Here is a 22,219-nt window from a genome sequence, read left to right as displayed (position 1 = left end):
CCATTAAAGGTGGTGAGAGAGATGAATAATTACGATTTATGGAAATGGGCTGCCGGGAAACGAACCGAAAAAGATAAAAATGAAACCTATAGCGCCAAAAATTGGTGGTATGTTTTACTAATGCTCGGTGTATTTGTAGGGATCATGTTGTTGTATTATTTAATCTCTGTGCTTTGGAATTAAGGGAAAATAGGCAAATGAGGAATTAAGAATAAAAAAAGACACCTTTTCAGGTGTCTTTTTTAACAGGATTCAGACAATGATAGCTGAATCGGAATAGGATAATTTTCCTCGAGTGCAACATCAGGATCCATCATTCTACGAAGCAGTAAGTCAATCATAACGTCACACATCTCGTCGATCGGCTGCACAATGGTTGATAGTTGAGGGGCAATTCTTTTGATTAATTTTGTCCCATCATAACCAATTACTTTTAATTCTTCAGGAATGGATATCTTCAATTTTTGAGCAATATTCATAACTGTAATTGCTGTCAAATCATCTGTACAAAAGATGCCGTCTACAGTTTTATTTTGAAGCAAACGTTCGATTTCTAGATTTTTTAATGTTGTTGAGGTCCCATTATCAATTTGTAGAATCGTTTTTTCTGCGCCATATTTTTCCATTGTTTGTTTATAACCAGCCAATCGATAATCGCTAGGTGCGCCTGTGTTATTAGCACCAGTAATAATTGCAATCTTTTGTGCACCACTTGCAAATAAGGCTTCAGTGGCTTTTTGGCCCCCTTGAAAGTTTTGCGAAGAGACAATTGGAATGCCAGGTGCCAAGAAACGGTCAAAGGAAACAATAGGTAGTGAAACATTTTCATATTCGTTAATAGCTAAGTTATGGCTACCAGTGATTACACCGTCCACTTTATTTGCAGCGAGCATTCGTAAATAGGCGCGCTCTTTTTCTGGATCTTTTTCACTATCACATAAAATCACTTTATATCCTTGAACAAAGAGCTTTCTTTCCAGTGTTTCAATTAATTCACCAAAAAATGGATGACTAACAGAAGGGAAGACTAAACCAATCAGCTGCGTACTTTTTCCTTGGAGGCTTCTGGCTAATCCATTAGGTTGATAATTTAATTCTTCCATCGCTTGATGAACTTTATCAATTGTTTTTTGACTAAGATAACCATAATTATTAATCACGCGGCTTACCGTTGTCGGGCTCACCCCAGCAAGCTTTGCTACATCCGTTAATTTAACCACCATCAAAATTCACCATCATTCCTAATTATTCGTATTTTCCAGCTCATAAAAACAAGCTTTTGCCGTCTTGGATAGATGAAGATACTGTTGCGCTTTATCTGGAAAGAAGCGACCAGTCATCGTTTTTTCACCTTTATTTACATAGATTTCTGCAACAGAGCAATCAACAAAAATAGTTAACTGAACTGACTTATTTTTCCTAATTTTAGTTTCACGAATTGTGCCATACTTTTCAGCAAAAGGTTGGCCAGCAAATGTTCGATCAAGGGTTATTTTACCATGAATCGTATCAATTGTAATTAAAAGTCCTTTTGAACCCGTTTCGTTCGCTAAAAGCCGAATAAAAGCAATCTCATTTTTGGGAATATCCACTTCTAATTCAAAAGAAGCAGTAGATAAAAAATGGCAGCCATTTGATAAAGTAGTGGCGGATTGACGAAGCATTTTTGTTTCAGAAACTGGATATTGAAATAGTTTCCCGTTGTGAATTGTGAGTTCTTTAACCAGACTTAAGCCATTTGCCCAACCCTCCACATCACTTGGGTAAGTGATTTCTGGCAATCCAATCCAACTGACCGCAAGTGCACGACCATCTGGCGCATTAAAGGCTTGAGTGGCGTAGACATCAAATCCTTCATCTAAATTTTCAAAAGGCCTAGCCTGAACTAAAGAAAGATTCTCCAAATCAAACGTTTCGGCCAATGTGTACATATTCGGATAGATATTCTGATAACTTTTTACAGATGGAGATAGACCTTGTGGGCAAAATAATAAGACAGGCTGGCCATCAATAAATACCAAATTGGGGCATTCAACCATGTAGCCTAATTCTTGGTCGGTGAACGTCAATTCGCCAAGTTGATGAAAATTGCGTACATTTCGATCTTTAGAAAAATAGACCACAATTTTTCCTTGTCCATTTAAATCACTAGCACCAATTAATAAAACAAGTCCTTCTTGATAAGGAAATACCATCGGATCACGAAAATGGGAAGAATAATTGGGGTCAATAGGTAGGAATGGTGTTGATTCCTTTGTGATCGCACCTAAAGAATTCAGCCATGCAATATTTTGATATGCAAATCGTTGCCAAGTTTGATCACGAACATTTCCTGTATAAAATAAACATAGTTGGTTATCTATTGGTAAAGCTGAGCCTGAATAGACGCCATGAGAATCATATTCAGAGTCGGGATAAAGGGCAATTCCTTCATAATCCCAGTGAATTAAGTCGGAGGAAGTTAAGTGGGCCCAACTTTTTAGTCCGTGAACACTCCCGAAAGGAAACGCTTGATAAAATAAATGCCACTGGTTATTGAAATACGAAAAACCGTTGGGATCATTTAGTAGTCCTGTCTGTGGTTGAATATGATACTTAAAACGCCAACTAGATTGCGCGATAATAGAAGTTAGATTTTCGAGGTGAGCAGATGTCCAAGAAGAATAAGGCGCATAACGTAATTCATCAGTCCATTGGTTCATGATGCTTGACATAAGTAATGTCTCCTTTATTAGAAAATAGTAGTTAGTCTAATAGTATAAACAAATCAGAAAAAAGTCAAACGTATAACATATATAAATCTATTTAAATCAAAAGAATATTATAATTTACATTTATTTATGATAAACGTTTGACATATTACGCAAAAACGAGTATCATACAAAATGTAAAAACGGTTACAGAAAAAATTAACAGGACTAGTTTAAGAGTGAGGAGAACCAGAATGAACAGAAATTGGTGGCAAAAAGAAGTGGCCTATCAAATTTATCCACGTAGCTTTTCGGATAGTAATAATGACGGAATTGGTGATTTACAAGGCATTATTCAAAAACTGGATTACTTAGAAAATTTAGGAATTACGCTGATTTGGCTGAGTCCAATGTACCCGTCGCCAATGGCTGACAATGGATATGATATTTCAGACTATTATGGTATTTCTAGCGATTTTGGTACAATGGCAGACTTCGATGAACTCATTGAAGAAGCAAAAAAACGAAACATAAAAGTTATTTTAGATTTAGTGGTAAACCATACATCTGATGAACATGCTTGGTTTCAAGATGTTTTAAAAAATCCTCAAAGTCGTTTTCGAGACTTTTATATTATAAAAGAAGGACGAGAAGCACCTACAAATTGGCGGTCTAACTTCGGTGGTAGTGTTTGGGAAAAATTACCTGGGGAAGATGCCTACTACTTTCATGCCTTTCATAAAAAACAGCCAGATTTAAATTGGGAAAATCCTGAACTACGCAAAGAAATCTATCAAATGATTCGTTTTTGGTTAAACAAAGGAATTGCTGGTTTTCGTGTAGATGCGATTAATTTTATTAAGAAAGATTTGACTTGGACAAACTTACCTGCTGATGGGGCAGATCAATTAGCCAAAGTAACAAAAGCTAGTAGAAACATGCCAGGAATGAGTGACTTTCTGAACGAATTAAAAGAAAAAGCTTTTGCTGGCTTTGATATTGTCACAGTTGCCGAAGCGGCCGGCGTCAATTATCCAAATTTATCAGAATTTATTGGAGAAACAGGGTATTTCGACATGATTTTTGACTTCAAATGGGCTGATTTGGATGTGAAATCAGGAAGCGAATGGTTTTATAGAATCAATTGGTCTTGGAATGATTTACGCACATTAATTTTCAAACAGCAAGAAGCCATGCAAGAGGCTGGTTGGAGTGCAAATTTTATTGAAAATCATGATCAACCTCGAGCGACAACGAAATATTTAAAAGAACAGGCTCAACAGCCAAATGCGGTTAAAACATTCGGCGCCATGTATTTCTTTTTAAGGGGCACGCCTTTTATTTACCAAGGACAAGAATTAGGAATGACCAATTTTGAAAGGGGTTCGATTGATGAATTCGATGATATTTCTAGCATTGATCAATACTATCGAGCAATAAAAGAAGGATTTACGCCCAAAGAAGCCTTGTCACTTGTCAATTTGCGTAGTCGAGACAATGCCCGCACGCCTTTTCCATGGAATGATTCTATGTATGGCGGTTTTTCAAGCGTCAAGCCTTGGTTAGGGATGGTGGATAATTATAAAGAAATCAATGCCGAAGCAGAAATAAAAAATAGTCAAAGTATTTTTCATTTCTATAAGCGGATGATTGCATTTCGTCAAAAGAGTCCCTATACAGACATCTTACTTTATGGAACATTTGAGGGTCTATCAAATCTTCCAGATAATGTTATTGCTTATAAACGCAAATTAAATGAAAAAACGATTTACGCCTTTTTTAATTTTGGTGAGGCGGTTCCAATCCCTCATTATTTAGTTAATGGCACAGTTATTTTTGATACACAGTCTGAAGAACGAGAGCAGTTAGTTCAGCAGGGAACATTATTAAAAAGCTATCAAGGACTATTGATTACTATAAATGAGTAGCTAGGAGGAGTATAACATGGCAGAAAATTATCAGCAGGCAGCCAAAGACATTATTCAATTAATCGGTATGGATAACATTATATCGGTCACCCATTGTCAAACGCGGTTACGTTTTATTTTGAAGGACCATGAACAAGTAGATGGTAAACAACTAGAAAAAATTGATTTAGTAAAAGGTGTCTTTTATAATGGCGGTCAATACCAAGTGATTTTAGGAACTGGTATTGTGACTAAAGTGTATGATGAAATAGAAAAACTTGGAATCAATGTTGTGTCAAAAGCAGAGCAAACAGCAATTTTAAAAAATAATGAAACGGGCATGCGCAAAACAATGCGCATTTTAAGTGAAATATTCATTCCAATTGTTCCAGTAATTGCAGCAACAGGATTGTTCCTAGGGTTAAAAGGTGTTATTTTTAACGATACTTTTTTACAATTATTCGGAGCAAGTGTAGCCAATATTCCTGAAAGCTTTCAACAAATTGTCTCTGTCATTACAGATACCGTCTTTGCCTTTTTGCCAGCTTTGATTGTTTGGTCTACCTTTAAAGCATTTAATGCGACACCTGTAATCGGGATTGTTATTGGTTTAATGATGGTATCACCCATTTTACCAAACGCTTATGCAGTTGCAACACCAGATTCTGGCGTGAAAGCTATTATGGCTTTTGGTTTTATCCCAGTTGTCGGTGCACAAGGATCCGTTTTAAGTGCAATTGCTGCTGGTATAATTGGCGCAAAGATTGAACTTTTTTTCCGAAAAAAGATGCCGAATATTCTTGATCAAATTTTTACACCCTTTATGACTATGTTAATTACTTTTTTAATCATGATTCTCGGAATTGGCCCAATTTTGCATACCGTTGAGTTAGGCATGGTAGATGTTGTCCAATGGTTGATTGGGTTACCCTTAGGATTAGGTGGTTTCGTGATTGGTGCCTCATATCCTTTAATGGTTTTGATTGGTATTCATCATACACTAACTATGGTAGAAACATCATTATTAGCAAATACAGGATTTAATGCATTGATTACAATATGTGCCATGTATGGGTTTGCTAACGTTGGCAGTTGTTTAGCCTTTGCGAAAAAAGCGCAAGATAGCAAAGTGAAGTCGACAGCCATTGGTTCTATGTTGTCTCAATTATTTGGAGTTAGTGAGCCTGTGTTATTTGGATTACTTATTCGTTGGAACTTAAAACCGCTGCTATGTGTCTTGTTTACATCAGGTTTAGGCGGAGCAATTTTAGCTATTTTTCATATTCAATCAAATTCTTATGGCTTAGCCGTTATTCCTTCTTTCTTAATGTATATCTATAGTGCACATCAATTAGTGATCTATTTATTAGTCGCACTTTTATCTGTCGGTGTATGTTATGCATTAACCAGTCTATTTGCAATTCCGCAAGAGGTTTTGATTTCAGATAAAGTAATCGAAGAGGAAGAACGCGAAGTCTTTGAAATGCAACATAACACCTTAGATGAACAACTTTTTTCTCCGGTAACTGGTTACGCCATGAATCTTACTGCTGTTAATGACCCGGTATTTTCAAGCGAGATGATGGGCAAAGGTTTAGCAATCATGCCAACAGCGAACAAGGTTTACGCGCCTGCAGATGGTTTATTAAACTTGGTTGCAGAAACTGGACACGCTTATGGTATCCAAACGGACGCAGGAGCTGAAGTATTAATTCATATAGGAATTGATACTGTCACATTGGGGCAGGAGGTCTTTCAGACACAAGTAACCCAAGGTCACCGTGTTAAAAAAGGAGATCTTTTAGGAACGTTCGATCGAAAAGCCATTAAAGAAGCTGGGCTTGACTCAACTGTCATGGTTATCATTACAAATACTTCAAGTTATTTAAGCGTAGAGCCAATGATGTCAGATCATAATGAAATTACGCCGGAACAAATCATTTTAAATCTAAATACACCTAACTAAACAAAAGAACAGCAAGAAGTAGTTATCACTTCTTGCTGTTCTTTTTCTTAATAAAAAACCAATGATTTTCGGTTGTATTTGTCTATCCGTTTGTAGTATGATTGAGTCAGTTTTAAAGGAAACATGCCAAGTATGGAAGACCATACTTGACACGCATTGACTAATTAAACATGGGGAACGTTGCCATAAGTTGATGTTCCAGTCAATAATGCAAGTAAATCAAACATAGCATGTACCTCCTTTAATTGATAATCAAAGTATAACATTTTTTAATGAATTTACATAATAATACAAGTGGAGGTCTGTTCGTGAAGGTAGCAGGAGACAAAATAAAACAAGCGAGAAAACTTAAAAAAATCACACAATCAGAGCTGGCTAACGGCATCTGTACGCAAGCAACAATTAGTAATATTGAAAACCGTAATCTATGTGACAGTTTAGATATTTTCTCATCTATTTGCCTCCGATTAGATTTAGAAGTAGAAGAATGTATGATGATTTCTGAAGAAAAGAAAATTGAAAATCTACTAAACAAAGTCGAGGATTTATCTTTACGGTTATTTCACTTAGAGGCCTACAATTTATTACAAGAAGTGCCTGAAGGTCTTATCTTATCTAATAATGAACTAACGACTAAATTGTTATATTATAAGGGAATTACTTGTTTATTAGGAAAAAAAGATAAAGCAGAGGCCTTGTTTTACCTATACCGGGGCGCGGAAATTGACCGTAAAGTCAATATTTACAACATTTTAAGCCTGAATGCGCTAGGTACGCTATATGAACTGGAAAAAGATATGAGAAAAGCGCAAGTGTATTACGAAAAATCATTACAAGAATTGGAACAATTTAAATTAGAATGTTCCTTGGAGCGTTGTAGAATTTATTATAATTCTGCTAAATTCTACTCGGAAATGAAAGACTACCAAAAAAGTGTCATTTTAAGCGAAAAAGGGATTCAGATTTGTCGTGACAAACACTCCATTTATTTGCTAGATTATCTTTTATATGAAAAAGCCTTTAACAAACAAATGCTCGGGGAAGACACAGCTGATGACTATCGTCAAGCCTATTATTTTACACAATTTTTTGGCAATACAGAAGTCCTACAATATATTGAGAAAGATATGAAAGCTTTTAATATTTCCTATTAATTTAAATCAAAAAGCCGATAAAAGCTGAAAACCCAGTTTTTATCGGCTTTTTGAAAAGTCTAGGCAAGTTGCTTTTAAAAATCAGCAGTCACGGTTACGATAAGCAAGACGAAGTATTTAGGAGGATTTAAAAATGAAAAGAGTAATGTGGTTTAGACGTGATTTACGATTACAGGATAATAAAGCATTAGCACACGCGTTACAAAATTCTGCAGCTGATGAATTGATTTTATTATTCCAAATGAATCCTCAACAATTTATTCAAGAAAGTGCTAATCATAACGCTTTTTTTGCAAGCTTAGCCTCGTTCAAAGAACGAATCGATCAAGAGGCACATTTACAAATCATGGTCGGCGAACCATTAGATTTATTTTCACGTTTGAAACGCAAATTACCCGATTGGCAGGCCATTTATTTTAATGAAGATACTTGTGGCTTTGGGGCAAAGCGGGACCAGCAAGCTATGCGCTTTTTTGAAGAAAATAATATTCAGTCTTTCTCTTTTCAAGATGCCTGTTTGCATGGCTCTGAAGAAATTAAGAAGAACGATGGCAGCAAGTACCAAGTGTTTACGCCCTATTACAATAAATGGAAAGAGGCGCCTAAAGAAACACCGATTCCTGTTTCCTATACAGCTGAAAAAATTTTTAGTGCGTGTCTTTTTCCAGAAGAGGAAGCAGCTTATCGTGAACAGATTGCGAGGATTCCTTTAACACACTATAGTGTCGGCGAAGAAACAGCCAGAAGGCGCTTAAATACTTTTATTGATCAAAAACTTCAATCCTATGAAAATAAGCGTGATTTTCCTTATCAGGATCAAACGAGTCATCTGTCTACTTTTTTAAGAACGGGAGAACTTTCGATTCGCACCATTTGGCAAGAGCTTGCATCTGCGTCTTCTAGCTTAAGTAAAGAAACCTTCAAAAAAGAATTAGCTTGGCGCGACTTTTACAATATGATCTATAGTACGTTTCCACAACAAAAAGAGGAAGCTATTCAAGAAAAATTTCGTTATATTCAATGGACAAATGACCCAGAAATGTTTGCCAAGTGGCAAAAAGGGGAGACGGGGTACCCTATAATTGATGCCGCAATGCGACAACTGAATCAAACTGGTTGGATGCACAACCGCTTAAGAATGATTACTGCCTCTTTTTTAGTTAAAAATTTACACATCGATTGGCGTTGGGGTGAAAAATACTTTCAAAAAATGTTGATTGACTATGATGCTGCCAATAATATCGGTGGCTGGCAATGGGCTGCTTCAACGGGAACGGACGCTGTCCCGTATTTTCGGATTTTTAATCCAATTATCCAGTCAAAAAAATTTGATAATGACGGCCAGTTCATCAAAAAATATGTTCCAGAACTTAAGCAAGTGCCACAAAAGTATATTCATCAACCAAATCTAATGAACGAAGCCTTACAAACGCAATATCATGTACATTTAGGAGAAAATTATCCAAAACCCATTGTCGATTATGCATCAAGTAAAAAACAAACATTGTTTCTATATGAAGCGAGCAAAGAAATTCATCAAGAAATGAACAATCCAAGGTTTAAATAAACAGTAAACCCAACTAGCTTAGCAAACAACTGTAAGGTTAGTTGGGTGAATTGATTGGTCGAAAGAGAAGTGGCAAGTTATCGGCTAAAGTTTTTTATTTTATTCTAGTTTACATAATATACATTATACAAAGTAGTTTTGAATTGGCGAATGTTAGGATTAAGTGCAACATATAATTGTTTTAGTATAAAGATTATTCGTGATTTGCTCTATTATATCATGTTTCAATTTCCGTATAAATAGTATCGTTCGTTGTATTCTTTTTTATAACAATGTAAAAAATATTTGTTGGTGCTAGAAAGCTTTCGAATACTCCAAATTAAATTTGTGCTGCGGTGATTTCCACTTAAAGATTTTTCGTGGCCGTAAATTCATACTTTGAACAGCTTGATTGATCTTATTTTGAGAAATATTTTTAAAATTAGATGGTTTTGGAAAATATTCTCTGAGTAATCCATTATGATTTTCATTTGATCCGCGTTCATGTGGCGCGCATGGATTAGCATAATAGATTTTGCAGTCAAAAGTGTCTTCAATAAGTCCAATTTCAAACTGATTGACAAACTCGCTTCCACGGTCACATGTGATCGATTTCACACCATGTGGATACATTTCCACTAGACGCTTAATTGCTGTCATCATGGATCTACCTGTCTTGTTCGGTATCTTAATTGCTACATAATGCCTTGTTTTACGTTCTATGAATGTTGCTAGACACGCTGCAACACCTTGCTTGGACACAACGGTATCTGCTTCCCAATGACCGAACTCCGTTCGTAACTGAACCTCTTCTGGTCGGTTCTCCAACGTGCGCCCTTCAAAGAAAGCTCGATCCGGCCGTTTTAATCGTTTCCCAGTATTCTTTATTTTGTAACGTTTTCCACGACCGCGTAATTTCTTAATATCGAAAGGAACGATCTTTTTGTAAATCCAGTTATAAATTGTTGATGTACAAACCTTTACACTACGAACTGCGTTCGCTATCTGTTCCGGCGAATATTTCATATCAAGATACTTCATGATAGTTTTAGTATTGTGTACAGTAGCCTTAGTAGTTGTTCCGCAATTTTTCTTGCGAATACGTGCTAAATTACCAGCGCTAGTTGCTTGATAAGGCAAACTAGCGAGACTCTTCTTCTTTCTTTGCTCGGAACCACGTTTGATCTCTCTAGAGATAGATCGTGGATCTATGCCGATCCAATCGGCGAGCTATCTCAGCCTGAGAGACTCCTTCCTTCAGATACGCTTCTATTTGTCCACGCTCTTCAGCTGATAAATGGTTATACGACATTTCATAAACTCCTATCTAAAAAAACAAACCCAACAAACGACGCTTCTAGTAAATCACAAAGATTTCTGCCCACAAATCCCTTAATGACAAGGCGTTCGTAGGTAGACCATTCTCATTTCACAATCTAGGTGATTGAAATCCTTGCTACGACAATCACTTGAAATAATCCTCACTTATGTTAACCGTTAATGAAATAACATATTTTTTAGTAAGCTGATCTATTTTAAGTGTTGTAATATTTCTAGAGGAGTTTCTAACCTAATATCTGCACTTGAGAATAGTGGATTTTCTTTTGCTCCCCACTTTGCTAAAGCAAATTTAGCTCCAGCTGATTGTGAGCTATGCATATCATAGATAGAATCGCCTATATAAATTGTTTCTTCGGGTAAACTTCCTAATTTATTTAATGCATATAGAATTGGTTCAGGATTAGGTTTATGTTTCGTTGTATCAGAGGCAGTTACTGAAATATCAAAAAGTTTACTTAAACCAAAATGTTCAAATTCATTTTCCATTTCTTCATTTGTTTTGGATGTAACGATCCCAATTTGTATCTCGTTTTCTTTTAACTTAGTCAATGCTTCTTCCACTTGAGGAAACAAAGTCGCAAGATGAGAGTATTGTTTAACATTTTCGGACCAACATGCATGTAGCTTATCAACTTCCTCTCCAGATGATGAATACCGTTCAATTGCTTTTTTACCTGGTATACCTAAGATATACTCTAAATTTTCTTCTGGAACGTCCAAGTTTTTCTCTTCTTTTAGAGTTTTTTGTAAAGACTTAATCATGACAAATTCTGTATCTAAGATTGTTCCATCTACGTCAAATAATACCGTTTTAATCATGTTTGCACCTACTTTGAATTTATTATAGAGACATTACTATCTGATATTGTTCTTTCTAAATCATCTGGTAGACGACTTTCTATAACAAGAAAATCAATATCTTCGAAATCTAAACCTTTATAGTTATGACTTAATCCGATTTTTGTATTATCAATTAGTAAAACTACAAGTTTGGATTGTTTTCTTATCTTTTTTTTGAAATCTATATCTTCATCGTAGGCGTAATAAATGCCTGAAGTTGTGATTCCAGCGGCACTCATAAAAGCAACATCAAAGATAAATGAATCCAGCTCAAGCATTGGTTTCGTTCCAACGACATTTCGTTTGATAGGATCGACGCTTCCACCTAAAATCTTAGTTTTACATTTAGTATTTCTCAATAGTTGGTCGGTAATATCTAATGAATTTGTCGTTGCTATGACATTCTCATAAGGTCTTATATGTCTTGGAATGCAACTGACCGTTGTCGAAATATCTAAAAAAATATGGGAATTATCTTTTACTAAATTACTAGCAGTTTTTGCTAGAATATCTTTTTCAGCACTGAGATCTTCAGTACGTTCAAGATATTCATCTAAACGACTAAAGGTATTGGGCAAACTAATTCCACCATATGTGCGATCAATAGCATTATTTTGAGCTAATTTGATAATATCTCTTCTTGCTGTATCTCTTGAAGAACCTGTTAAGTTTATAATTTCCTTCAAACTAAGAGTTCCGCGCGTCTTCAATTCCTCTAAAATTAACTCAAGTCGTTTCTTTTGAATCATAAACATGTCTCCTTTTAAGTTGGTATAAGCATATTTATAAATTAGCTTAAAATAGCTTATTTGTCAATGTTAACCCTCGATACATAACAAAAACACTCAACAATAATTTGCTGAGTGTTGCACTTTATTCTAGTATTCGGGAGTAGAGTAAAAAGCATTGAAAAGCAAACAAAACCAGTCTTTAGTTTATCTAGACTGGTTTTGTCACGTACGTTATATAAATTATGCTTGTTGATTAATTGCTTGTGCGACACGTGCTCCATATTCTGGATTTACTCTAGTGAACAAATCAATTTGACGCGCGATGATTTCTTGATTTTTCACTTGACCTAAAGATGCCGCTATATTGTTAATTAAGTTTTCTTTTTCTTCGCTTGGCAGCAAATTATACAAAGCGTTTGCTTGTGTAAAGTGATCTTGATTATAGCTATAATTACCAACATTTCCTTCAACTTCAAAGGAACTAATTTTCGCCTTAGGATCTTCTTTTGGTGTTTCAGTATAACTATTTGGTTCGTAATTAATTTCGCTATTGCCATTGTTAAAACGCATATTGCCGTCTTTTTGGTAGTTATTTACAGGCGCTTTTGCTTGGTTGATCGGCAATTGGTGACTATTAGCGCCCACACGATGACGATGTGCATCCCCATAAGCGAACAAACGTCCTTGCAATAATTTATCTGGAGAAGCTTCAATACCAGGAACGAAATTCCCTGGTGAAAAGGTTACTTGTTCAACCTCTGCAAAATAATTCTCTGGATTTCTATTTAAAGTCATCGTGCCAACTTCAATCAGCGGATACTCTTTTTGAGAAACCGTTTTTGTTACATCAAAAAGAGTTTCTTTCATTGTTAACGCATCTGCATACGGGATAATTTGCACAGATAATGTCCAAGAAGGAAATTCTTGATTTTCAATCGCATTATGCAAATCTTCAATATGGAAATCTGGGTTTTTCCCAGCAATTTCTTCTGCTAATTGACTCTCTAGATTTTTGATTCCTTGATTCGTCTTGAAGTGATATTTAACAAAAAATACTTCTCCAGCAGCATTGACCCATTTGAATGTATGGCTACCAAAACCATGCATATGACGGAACGACAACGGAATGCCACGATCACTCATTAAAATTGTTACTTGATGAAGGCTTTCAGGTGAATGAGACCAAAAATCCCAAACAGCTTCTGGACTTTTCAAATGCGTCCGTGGATTTCTTTTTTGGCTATGAATAAAATCTGGAAACTTAATTGCATCACGAATGAAAAAAATGGGCGTATTATTGCCAACTAAGTCGTAATTTCCTTCGTCTGTATAGAATTTAAGCGCAAAACCGCGAGGATCACGCAATGTATCTGATGAACCTAACTCTCCAGCTACAGTTGAAAAACGAGCGAATAAAGGTGTTTCTTTGCCAACTTCAGATAAAAAATCGGCTTTAGTATATTGTGCCATTGATTGGCTCACCTTGAAAATCCCATGAGCACCAGCACCTTTGGCATGAACAACCCGTTCTGGCACGCGCTCACGATTAAAATGAGCTAATTTTTCTAATAAATGAACGTCTTGGATTAGGACAGGTCCAAATTCTCCTGCAGTTAGCGAATTTTGATTATCGCCAACTGGACTTCCTTGTGACGTAGTTAAATGTTGATTTTTCACCTAAAACACTCCTTCATCTAAAATTATACTCATTGTATAAAAAAACCACTCTGCATAACAAAAATAATGCTTAAAAACACTCGAAAACATTTGTTATTTAATAGAATGATTAAAAATAGCAGTAGAATTTAAATCAAAAACAAATGTATTAACTTTAAACTGTTTACACCACCAAAAATAACAACCAATAATTCAAAGAAAACTAAAATGCTGTTTTTTTATTCAAAAAAGACCTAGCATCCCAATCATGCTAGGTCTTTCGTTACTTTTTTTGAGCGACCGTTTTTATTGGTCATTCAGCGTTATTGATTGATCGCAACAGTCGTGTCTTCAGTCGATAGACCTGTCATAGAGGTGCTATCGGAAAATATTTTTTCAACTTCTTGTTCTGATAAAATATTTTCTTTCTTAGGCATTGAAATCGTCGCTTTTTTGGCTTTTTGTGTAATGCTAATTTTACTAGATAATGATTCAAGTCCCATGTCAACGTTCTTGTCTTGCTGCGGTTTCACATTAATCAACATATTTGTTTTATTTTCTTTTGTATTAACAGAAACTTTGGCAGAAACATCTTTGACTTTTTCGAAAGGATCTTGTTCTTTACCTTTCTCAGATGTTTCTGTCGTAATTTTGATTAACTTTTGTAATTCTTTTTTTGTAAACGTATGGGTAATGGTGTCCCCTTTTTTCTCGAACGTATCCTTGTCTAATCCTTCTAAAAACTCTTTGTATTCCTTAGCAGACTGTTTTCGTTCTTTTTCCGATTCTTGATACTCTTTGATTGTATCTTGCCATTCTTTCGTACTTTCCTCGTTCATGGCTAAAAGATCAATGTATTTTCCTTTTAGTTTTTCTGTATCTAACTGAGAACTATCGATAGCACCGTCAGTCATTGAGTCTGCGACAGCGACAATATATTCCATCATATCTGTTGCTAAATAGAGTTTTGGCTCTTTGCCCTCGTTATCTAACGATCCAACCAATGAAATCGGTACATCCATTCCCATCGCTTTTAATTTCATCTCTAAGTTGAATGCTTTTTCTTTTTTGGCATCTACTTGAATCTTCCCAGAAAGCGATGCGTCTTTGATTTGCGTGATGAGCATCCCAATCATAGGATTCGTTTGTGCGCCATCTTCTTGTGAAAATTTCATGTCACTAATTGACATAGAGAAATCCCAAACCCCAGATTCTTGTGCGTTTTGATTGCCGATTCCTTGAATGAACTCATCTTTCGCACTTTTGCCACAGCCTGTCAGTAACAAAGCTGAACAGAAAACGCCTGTAATAATCCCCACTTTTCTTTTTAACACACTTTTTCCCCCTCATTATATAAAAAATTAATTCCCTTTTATTAAGAATAGCAAACATTACTTATAAATAGCAATGTTTAATTTTAGATTTCCTCTCTTTTAATAAGTGGGATTGATTTAATCTTTTAGGTTTGAATCATTAAGCTGTATTATTTTTAAAATAAAATTGCTTTTCGCCAAAAAATACTGGGAAAAGTTCTGCTAAACTGCCAGCTAAAGGACCTTCTCGCAATTCTTTTTCAGTGACCCAAAACAAGGGTTGTTCCGTTTCTTCTGGTAGTTCATCCGCTGTTTCTGCAATGAATAATGTGGCTAATTCCCGCGCACCTGAACAATCATTCAGCCATTCTGCAACACCTACTAATTGTGGCTTCAGCACTAATCCTGTTTCTTCAAGGAGTTCGCGAACCATGGCTGTTTCCATGCCCTCGTTTTTTTCAACATGTCCGCCAGGGAACGTCCAACCAGGCCAATCCTTTTTTTGTCGTTCTTGCACAAGGATTTCATTTTTCTGATTTCTAATCATACATAATGTTGTTAATTCTACTTCAAAATTCCGATTCATTTGGCACCTCATCATTTTTTCCTTTGTTAAGGTTACGATACAGAAAAACAGAGAAAGATTCAACTAAGAATTTTCTCTGTTTTATCATCTAGCTCTTTAATAAGTCGTATTGCGATTGATATAAATGATGATATAACGCATGTTTTGCCATTAGTTGATCATGAGATCCTTCTTCCACAATACGACCACCATCAATATAGAAAATTTTATCGCTATTTTTGATGGTAGAAAGTCGATGAGCAATAATAAACGATGTCCGTCCTTTCAGAAGTTGTTGTAGTCCTTCTTGTAACAATTCTTCTGTTTTTGTATCAATACTGGAGGTTGCTTCGTCTAAAATTAAAATTTTGGGATCTGCCAGTAAAGCACGAGCAAATGAAATTAATTGGCGTTGTCCTGCCGAGAGTGTACTACCCCGCTCTTCCACAACTGTTTCATAGCCATCTTTTAAATCCTTGATAAAGTCGTGCGCACGAACAATTTTTGCGGCTTGGATAACTTCTTCCTCTGTGGCTGCTAAATTTCCGTACCGAATGTTTTCAATAATTGTTCCTGAAAAAATAAACGTATCTTGAAGCATTACCCCCATTTGTTTTCTTAACGAACGGAGTGTCACATCGCGAACATCATAACCATCAATTTTAACGGCCCCTTCATTCACATCATAAAAACGACTTAACAAATTGATGATTGTTGTTTTACCCGCACCTGTTGGCCCAACCAAGGCGATTGTTTGTCCTGGCTCAATATGAAAACTAACATCGGTCAAAATATTTTTTCCTTCTTCATAACGGAAATAAACATGCTGAAAGTCGACGGTTCCTTTAATTGGCGGCAACTCAATAGCGTGCGGCGCATCTTGAATTTCTGGAACAACATCCATCGTTTCAAAAATCCTTTCCAAATAGGCAGTTGCAGTAATCAGAGAATTGTAGAAGTTACCAATATTGATGACCGGATTCCAAAAGTTATTGATATAACCGATAAAAGCAATTAGCGTCCCAGTAGTAACGGACACACCTAATTGACGGATTCCTACGAAATAGATAAAACAAGTCGTAATGACGGATATATTTTGCACTGCTGGCCATAATAAATACTGGACACGCACAGCTTTCATAAAGGATTGACGATATTCTTCGCTTACCTCGTTAAAAATTTGGAAATTTTCATCTTCTCGTGCAAAAGATTGTGTAATTTTAATTCCTGAAATACTTTCATGAATATAGGCATTTAAGTTTGATTGTTTATTGCTAAGCTCTTGGTAAGCTTTCCGTTGTTTCCCTTGGATAAATAGAACCATCACGAACAACACAGGCAATAGCAGCAAACTGTATAAGGTTAATTTCACATCAATAAATAACATGAAGATTAAGGTGATAATCACATTAAATAAATCAGAAATTAAATTGATCAATCCGTTACTTAGTAAATCACTTAACGTATTGATGTAATTGACCACCCGAATTAAGATTTTTCCATGCGGCCGACTGTCAAAGTAAGAAAATGGTAATTTTTGTAGATGCTCAAAAATTGAAAAACGCATATCTTTTAAAATATCTTGTCCAATTTCTGTGATGGCATATATTCGATAACGCATACACCAACCAATAATCACCAAGGAAAATAGGAAAATAGCCCCTAGTATCAAGAGTAACGAGAGATTCTTTTGTGGAATTACTTGGTCAATCGCAATTTTAGTAAAGTAAGGGCCTAACATACTTGCCAGATTAGCTAATATGATGACAAATAATGTTTTAAAAACAGCTTTTTTGTAAGGCTTAATATAGGCGCCTAATCGTTTATAATGAGACCAATTAAATTCTTTTTCTAAAGTCTCATCCACATCAAACGTATTTCTAGCCACGCGACTCACCTTCCTTTGTCAGACCTAATTGTTTTTGATATACGTCAAAATATTTGCCTTTTTGTTCGACTAATTCGCTATGCGTACCGCTTTCCACCACACGGCCTTTTTCCATCATCAAAATTAAATTGGCCTCTCTCACAGAAGAAATTCGGTGGGCGATAATAAATGTCGTTTTCTTTTCCGTCAAACGACCTAGTTCTTTTTGAATTTTTGATTCTGTTTCCATATCAACAGCGGAAGTTGTGTCATCTAAAATTAAAATAGCTGGATCTTTGGTTAAAGCACGGGCCAGTGAAATCCGCTGTTTTTGGCCACCAGATAGGCCAACGCCGCGTTCACCAACAATTGTTGCATAACCTTCAGGCATTCTGGAAATAAAGCTATGGGCATCAGCAATTTCAGCCATCATTTGCACTTGTTCCAAGTTAGCCAGTGTATTACCAAAAGCAATGTTATCTTCTATCGTATTGGAAAAAAGAAAGACATCTTGCATAACCATGGAGATATTTTCTCGCAATTTACGAACAGAATAGCTTTTAGCATCTTTTCCATCAATATAAACAGTGCCTTTTGTTGGATCATAGAACCGAGCGATTAAGTTAACTAAAGTGGTTTTGCCTGAACCAGTTTCCCCTAAAATACCAATTGTTTCACCAGGTTTTGCTGAAAATGAAACATCCGATAAAATGGGGGTTTCTGGATCATCTGAAAAATGAAAGGACACGTGATCAAACGTCACATAGCCTTGGATTGGTTCTGCTTCTTTTTCCCGAGCAATGGGAATCTTCGGTTTCGTTGCTAATAACTGACGAATTTTAATGGACGATGCCGTAAAGCGTTGCACATCATTGATCAACCAGCCACTCATTCGCATCGGCATGTTCAACATCCAGAGAAAGCCGTTAAAGGCAACTAAATCACCAATTGTCATCCGACCTTGAATTACAAAGAGGCCACCAAGAACTAAGGCAATAACATTTAAACTACCTGCAAAACCGTCTAACCACGGTAAATATTTTTTTGAGACATCTGCAGAAGCCATATTCCATTTTTTATAGTCTTCATTGTGCTTGTTAAACTTTTCAATTTCATAAGGTTCTTGAGAAAAAGCTTTAACCACCCGATTTCCACCAATATTTTCTTCGACCATCGAATTCAGCCGAGAAAAACTTTCCCGGATCTCAAAAAATACCGGATGCGATTCCTTCGACATTTTTTGTGTTAACAGAAAAATCAAAGGTGTAATTAAAATTAATGCTAGCATCAATTGCCAATTGATCGTCCCCATCACAATCACGGCTGCGATGAACCATAAAATACATTCTAAGAGGTTATAAGTGACCCAAGAAACAAAATGGCGGATAGCGTCTGTATCCCCTGTCATTCGCGCCATAATATCGCCAACACGTGTATGATTAAAGAAATCAAAATCTAATTCTTGAAGTTTGACATACATATCTTTTCTTAAGTCAAATAACGCAGATTGTCCAACCGATTCAAACAAGACTTGATAACTATAACGAACAACTGTCCGAATAACGGTCACCCCAATCATAATCCCAAGAATTGGGACAAGCTCTTCAGTTTTCCCCTGATTGATTACTTGGTCTACAATTCTGCCAGATAACAATGGAATAATAACAATTAAAATAGCGTTAATAACGACAAAAATAACAGCTAGCAGTAACTTATTCTTATTTTTTTTAGCATATTGCCAAATCCATTCAAAACTATTCATTTTCTCCCCTACTCTCTCTTGTTTTTATGGACGTGTATAAGATTACTGTTTTTTTATAGGAAAAGAAATGGGCATTCTTGTATATTTTGATGTACAATATAGTATAGAAAGCGGATACAAGTAGGAGTGATTTTTTATGAACTACACAAATAGTCGAACGTTTAATCCTGAAATTTTATATGCCTTCGATCCTTGGAACGAAGAGACCCACCCTTATAATTGTCATCATCATGAATTTCTGGAAATATCTATTCTTTTAGAAGGTGAATCTGAATATATTGTTCAAGGGCAACAGTACCATGCCACTGCTGGTACGGTGTTTCTTTTTAATCCGCGAACGGAACATGGTGAGCAACAAAAAGCAGGAACTTACTCACATCAACTACACATTGGCATTTCAAATCTCTATTTAGAAGGCTTAGCGCGAAACGTATTTCCAAATAAATCAGCTTTATTAGATTTAAGTCATTTACATGGTGCTTTTTTAGAAAAAGCTTGGCAAATTGTTCATGAATTAAACCATCAAGAAGTTGAATCAGCGTTACAAATTAAAGCTTTAGTTATTGAACTATTGGTTTATATTTTAAGAAGTTTAGCAGTTGATCAAGAAAATAAAATTGAAACTCGGCTATCGAAAACGGAAAAAAGAAAACGAAATTTAGTCAATCATACGATTTATTATCTGGAAACCCACCATGACGAAGAAATTACTTTGGAACAGTTAGCTGAAATGTTATATGTTACCCCGACTTATTTGTCGAAAACCTTTAAAGCGGCCACAGGCGTTGGGCCAATCAATTATTTAATTCAAATCCGCTTAAACCATGCGAAAGAATTGCTGAAAAATGATTCCTTAAGTGTCAAAGAAGTAGCAAAAACGGTTGGTTACGAAGATGCCTATCATTTTAGTAAATTATTCAAAAAATATTATGGAAAATCTCCTTCACAATTTTAAGATAAAAAAACAAGGAATCGTCGGCTTCATTGCGTCCGTTTCCTTGTTTTTGCTTTACGTTGACTCTTTTAACTGTTTCGTCATTGTATAATCGGTATGGCGTTCATTTCCCATATAAAAATCATGTTCATCTGTTTTGACGAAGCCCAATGATTGATAAAATTTTTGCGCTGGATGATTATGTTCCCAAACACCTAACCAAACCGTCTCTTTTTCTGCTTCTTCCGCTAATTCAATTGCTTTCGTAATCAAATGTTTGCCTAAGCCTAAACGCTTAAAAGATTTACGAATATAAATGCGCTCAACTTGTAACGCTTGTGGATGTTGATAGGTAATCTGAGCATCACCGTGATTTAATTTCACATAACCTGCAAGTTCATTATTATAAAAAGCAAAGAAATATTGCGAATCTTTATGTAAGATTTCGCTTTCTAAAACTGCTGGACTAAATTTCCTCTCATAATGTGCCTGTAAATCCTTTTCGTTTTCGCCATCTCCATAAGTATCTGCAAAAGTCTCTTGGCAAATGGCCTCTAATTCTGGTACGTCTGCGACGGTACACTCTCTAATAAATACTGACATACTAAAACTCCTTTGTAGATTAAATCAACTGTTTAATTAAAATTAAACAAGGATTCCAAGCGTCCCATAATGTCGGAAAAACCTCAAGGCGCTTAAAACCCAATGATTCGTAAAAACGAATAGTATGATCGTACACGGAATAATTTCCTTCGTCAACTGTTTTGACTTGAATAAAAAAATAGTTATTTTTAGAATACGTTTCCACGCTTTCTATCAATAACTTGCCGATACCTTTGCGATGATACCGCTTTTTAACTGCCATACAATGGATTTCTACTGTATCTTTACTTGTTTCTGAAAGTGTTATAAAACCGAGTATTTTATTCTCTACATCCTTTGCCACCCACATAGGTAAAGTGCTAGCTATATCGATATACTTGCGGGTCTCTTTTTCAAGGCCAAACCATTCTGGAAGATTAAACAATACTTCTTGTGCTGCCTGAGTCTTTTTATCTGCATTTTTTTCCCTTATAATTGTAAATTCTTTCAATTTACAACCTCCTTTTTGTTTACATAACAAAATTATTGTATACCCAATCTTTTTTATTAAATAATAGCATAGGTAGTTTAAAAATGTAAGTTAGTCATTTATTCTTTATTATTTCCTTAAAACGACGCCTTTTCTCGCTAAATCTGCCCCTCCTTTATTTTTTTCTGTTAAACTAAACGTATTAAGTCTATGAGGAGCGTGCGTATATGGATTATCTGAACACCTATAAGCGGTTGCTAGCATTGGCAGATGCAGGTCTTTTTTACGGGAAAGATGCTTTTGATCAAGAACGTTACCAAGAACTACGGGAACTTACGTTACAACTTATTAGCGCAACCGGACACGAAGCAACTGTCTTGCCCGACTTAGAAAAAATCTTAACTAAAGAGGAAGGTTATCCAACACCGAAAGTAGATGTTCGCGGTTTGATAAAAAAAGAGAATCGTTTTTTATTAGTTGAAGATTTACGGACCAAAGAATGGTCATTACCTGGTGGCTATGCCGAAATTGGCTGCTCCCCTAAAGAAAATATTGAAAAAGAAGTATTGGAAGAAACTGGCTTAGTTGTTACGGCAAAAGAATTGCTTGCTGTTTATGATACAGATAAACGAAAAGACATTCCTCAACTATTTCAGTACTATAAAATGATCTTTTCTTGTGAGATTTTAGAAAATCATCCCTTTGAAAAAAACATTGAAACCTCGAATTGTGCTTATTTTTCTTTAGATAATCTCCCCCCTCTTTCTATCAAACGAACAACGAAAGAGCAATTAATGGCATTAATGAACCAAACAACTGGAGCGCTTAGTGACTAACAAAAAGGATGAAGAACTTCTGTTCTTCATCCTTTTTCT

Annotated in this window: 18 protein-coding genes and 1 pseudogene; 7 read left to right on the top strand and 12 right to left on the bottom strand. The window is 35.7% G+C overall.

What is annotated here, in order from left to right; all coding sequences use genetic code 11:
- Positions 1 to 21 precede the first annotated feature (21 nt).
- Positions 22 to 183, top strand: a complete 162-nt coding sequence (locus tag IGK27_RS06625; protein WP_002361843.1) for a hypothetical protein — start codon at positions 22 to 24, stop codon at positions 181 to 183.
- 59 nt (positions 184 to 242) lie between these two features.
- Here IGK27_RS06625 and IGK27_RS06620 read toward each other — a convergent pair whose 3' ends face one another.
- Together IGK27_RS06620 and IGK27_RS06615 are read right to left on the bottom strand one after the other, a co-directional pair.
- The gene (locus IGK27_RS06620) at positions 243 to 1,223 is read right to left on the bottom strand and encodes a LacI family DNA-binding transcriptional regulator (protein ID WP_016618368.1); all 981 of its coding nucleotides are present in this window, start codon (positions 1,221 to 1,223) and stop codon (positions 243 to 245) included.
- An 18-nt stretch (positions 1,224 to 1,241) separates the two neighbouring features.
- Positions 1,242 to 2,702, bottom strand: coding sequence for a sucrose-6-phosphate hydrolase (locus tag IGK27_RS06615; RefSeq protein ID WP_016618865.1), 1,461 nt, complete (start codon positions 2,700 to 2,702; stop codon positions 1,242 to 1,244).
- Positions 2,703 to 2,944: 242 nt separating this feature from the next.
- On the opposite strand from IGK27_RS06615, the gene IGK27_RS06610 reads away from it, so the two are divergent.
- The 4 genes from IGK27_RS06610 (at position 2,945) to IGK27_RS06595 (ending at position 9,284) form a co-directional block, all read left to right on the top strand.
- Positions 2,945 to 4,618: a glycoside hydrolase family 13 protein gene (locus tag IGK27_RS06610; RefSeq protein WP_002389053.1), complete on the top strand. Its 1,674-nt coding sequence runs from the start codon at positions 2,945 to 2,947 to the stop codon at positions 4,616 to 4,618.
- A 16-nt stretch (positions 4,619 to 4,634) separates the two neighbouring features.
- On the top strand, positions 4,635 to 6,563 hold the full coding sequence (locus tag IGK27_RS06605) for a sucrose-specific PTS transporter subunit IIBC (protein ID WP_002360285.1): 1,929 nt from the start codon (positions 4,635 to 4,637) through the stop codon (positions 6,561 to 6,563).
- A 272-nt stretch (positions 6,564 to 6,835) separates the two neighbouring features.
- The gene (locus IGK27_RS06600) at positions 6,836 to 7,717 is read left to right on the top strand and encodes a helix-turn-helix domain-containing protein (protein WP_002363971.1); all 882 of its coding nucleotides are present in this window, start codon (positions 6,836 to 6,838) and stop codon (positions 7,715 to 7,717) included.
- A gap of 133 nt (positions 7,718 to 7,850) precedes the next feature.
- On the top strand, positions 7,851 to 9,284 hold the full coding sequence (locus IGK27_RS06595) for a cryptochrome/photolyase family protein (RefSeq protein ID WP_033626254.1): 1,434 nt from the start codon (positions 7,851 to 7,853) through the stop codon (positions 9,282 to 9,284).
- 294 nt (positions 9,285 to 9,578) lie between these two features.
- Here the strand turns inward: IGK27_RS06595 and IGK27_RS06590 are convergent.
- From IGK27_RS06590 to IGK27_RS06555, 8 genes and pseudogenes are all read right to left on the bottom strand, one after another.
- Positions 9,579 to 10,575: pseudogene (locus IGK27_RS06590) on the bottom strand (IS30 family transposase).
- A 218-nt stretch (positions 10,576 to 10,793) separates the two neighbouring features.
- Positions 10,794 to 11,423, bottom strand: a complete 630-nt coding sequence (locus IGK27_RS06585) for an HAD family hydrolase (protein WP_002357547.1) — start codon at positions 11,421 to 11,423, stop codon at positions 10,794 to 10,796.
- 8 nt (positions 11,424 to 11,431) lie between these two features.
- Positions 11,432 to 12,193, bottom strand: coding sequence for a DeoR/GlpR family DNA-binding transcription regulator (locus IGK27_RS06580; RefSeq protein WP_002357548.1), 762 nt, complete (start codon positions 12,191 to 12,193; stop codon positions 11,432 to 11,434).
- Positions 12,194 to 12,415: 222 nt separating this feature from the next.
- Complete coding sequence (locus IGK27_RS06575) at positions 12,416 to 13,852, bottom strand: catalase (RefSeq protein WP_002357549.1); 1,437 nt, start codon at positions 13,850 to 13,852, stop codon at positions 12,416 to 12,418.
- A gap of 302 nt (positions 13,853 to 14,154) precedes the next feature.
- Positions 14,155 to 15,165, bottom strand: a complete 1,011-nt coding sequence (locus tag IGK27_RS06570; RefSeq protein ID WP_033626256.1) for a lipoprotein — start codon at positions 15,163 to 15,165, stop codon at positions 14,155 to 14,157.
- 139 nt (positions 15,166 to 15,304) lie between these two features.
- Positions 15,305 to 15,730: an 8-oxo-dGTP diphosphatase gene (locus tag IGK27_RS06565; protein ID WP_002385906.1), complete on the bottom strand. Its 426-nt coding sequence runs from the start codon at positions 15,728 to 15,730 to the stop codon at positions 15,305 to 15,307.
- 88 nt (positions 15,731 to 15,818) lie between these two features.
- Positions 15,819 to 17,597 carry an ABC transporter ATP-binding protein gene (locus IGK27_RS06560; RefSeq protein WP_002360293.1) on the bottom strand — a complete coding sequence of 593 codons (1,779 nt, stop codon included), beginning with the start codon at positions 17,595 to 17,597 and terminating at the stop codon, positions 15,819 to 15,821.
- Positions 17,590 to 19,338, bottom strand: coding sequence for an ABC transporter ATP-binding protein (locus tag IGK27_RS06555; protein WP_002357553.1), 1,749 nt, complete (start codon positions 19,336 to 19,338; stop codon positions 17,590 to 17,592). Before IGK27_RS06555 ends, IGK27_RS06560 begins: the two co-directional genes overlap by 8 nt.
- A gap of 136 nt (positions 19,339 to 19,474) precedes the next feature.
- Here IGK27_RS06555 and IGK27_RS06550 point away from each other — a divergent pair, with 136 nt between their 5' ends.
- Positions 19,475 to 20,293: a helix-turn-helix transcriptional regulator gene (locus IGK27_RS06550; RefSeq protein ID WP_002357554.1), complete on the top strand. Its 819-nt coding sequence runs from the start codon at positions 19,475 to 19,477 to the stop codon at positions 20,291 to 20,293.
- A gap of 54 nt (positions 20,294 to 20,347) precedes the next feature.
- Here IGK27_RS06550 and IGK27_RS06545 read toward each other — a convergent pair whose 3' ends face one another.
- Positions 20,348 to 20,875 (bottom strand): GNAT family N-acetyltransferase, encoded by a 528-nt coding sequence (locus IGK27_RS06545; protein ID WP_002361836.1) that lies wholly within the window; start codon positions 20,873 to 20,875, stop codon positions 20,348 to 20,350.
- A gap of 19 nt (positions 20,876 to 20,894) precedes the next feature.
- A complete protein-coding gene (locus IGK27_RS06540; protein WP_002382331.1) occupies positions 20,895 to 21,395 on the bottom strand; it encodes a GNAT family N-acetyltransferase in 501 nt (166 codons plus the stop codon).
- A gap of 176 nt (positions 21,396 to 21,571) precedes the next feature.
- On the opposite strand from IGK27_RS06540, the gene IGK27_RS06535 reads away from it, so the two are divergent.
- Entirely contained in the window at positions 21,572 to 22,180 is a 609-nt protein-coding gene (locus IGK27_RS06535) for an NUDIX hydrolase N-terminal domain-containing protein (protein WP_002360295.1), read from the top strand.
- Positions 22,181 to 22,219: the final 39 nt, after the last annotated feature.

It is taken from the genome of Enterococcus sp. DIV0236 (assembly GCF_050558525.1).
GTDB lineage: Bacteria > Bacillota > Bacilli > Lactobacillales > Enterococcaceae > Enterococcus > Enterococcus faecalis.
Note: the sequence above shows the minus strand (reverse complement) of the source record. Positions and strands in the feature narration are given on the sequence as shown.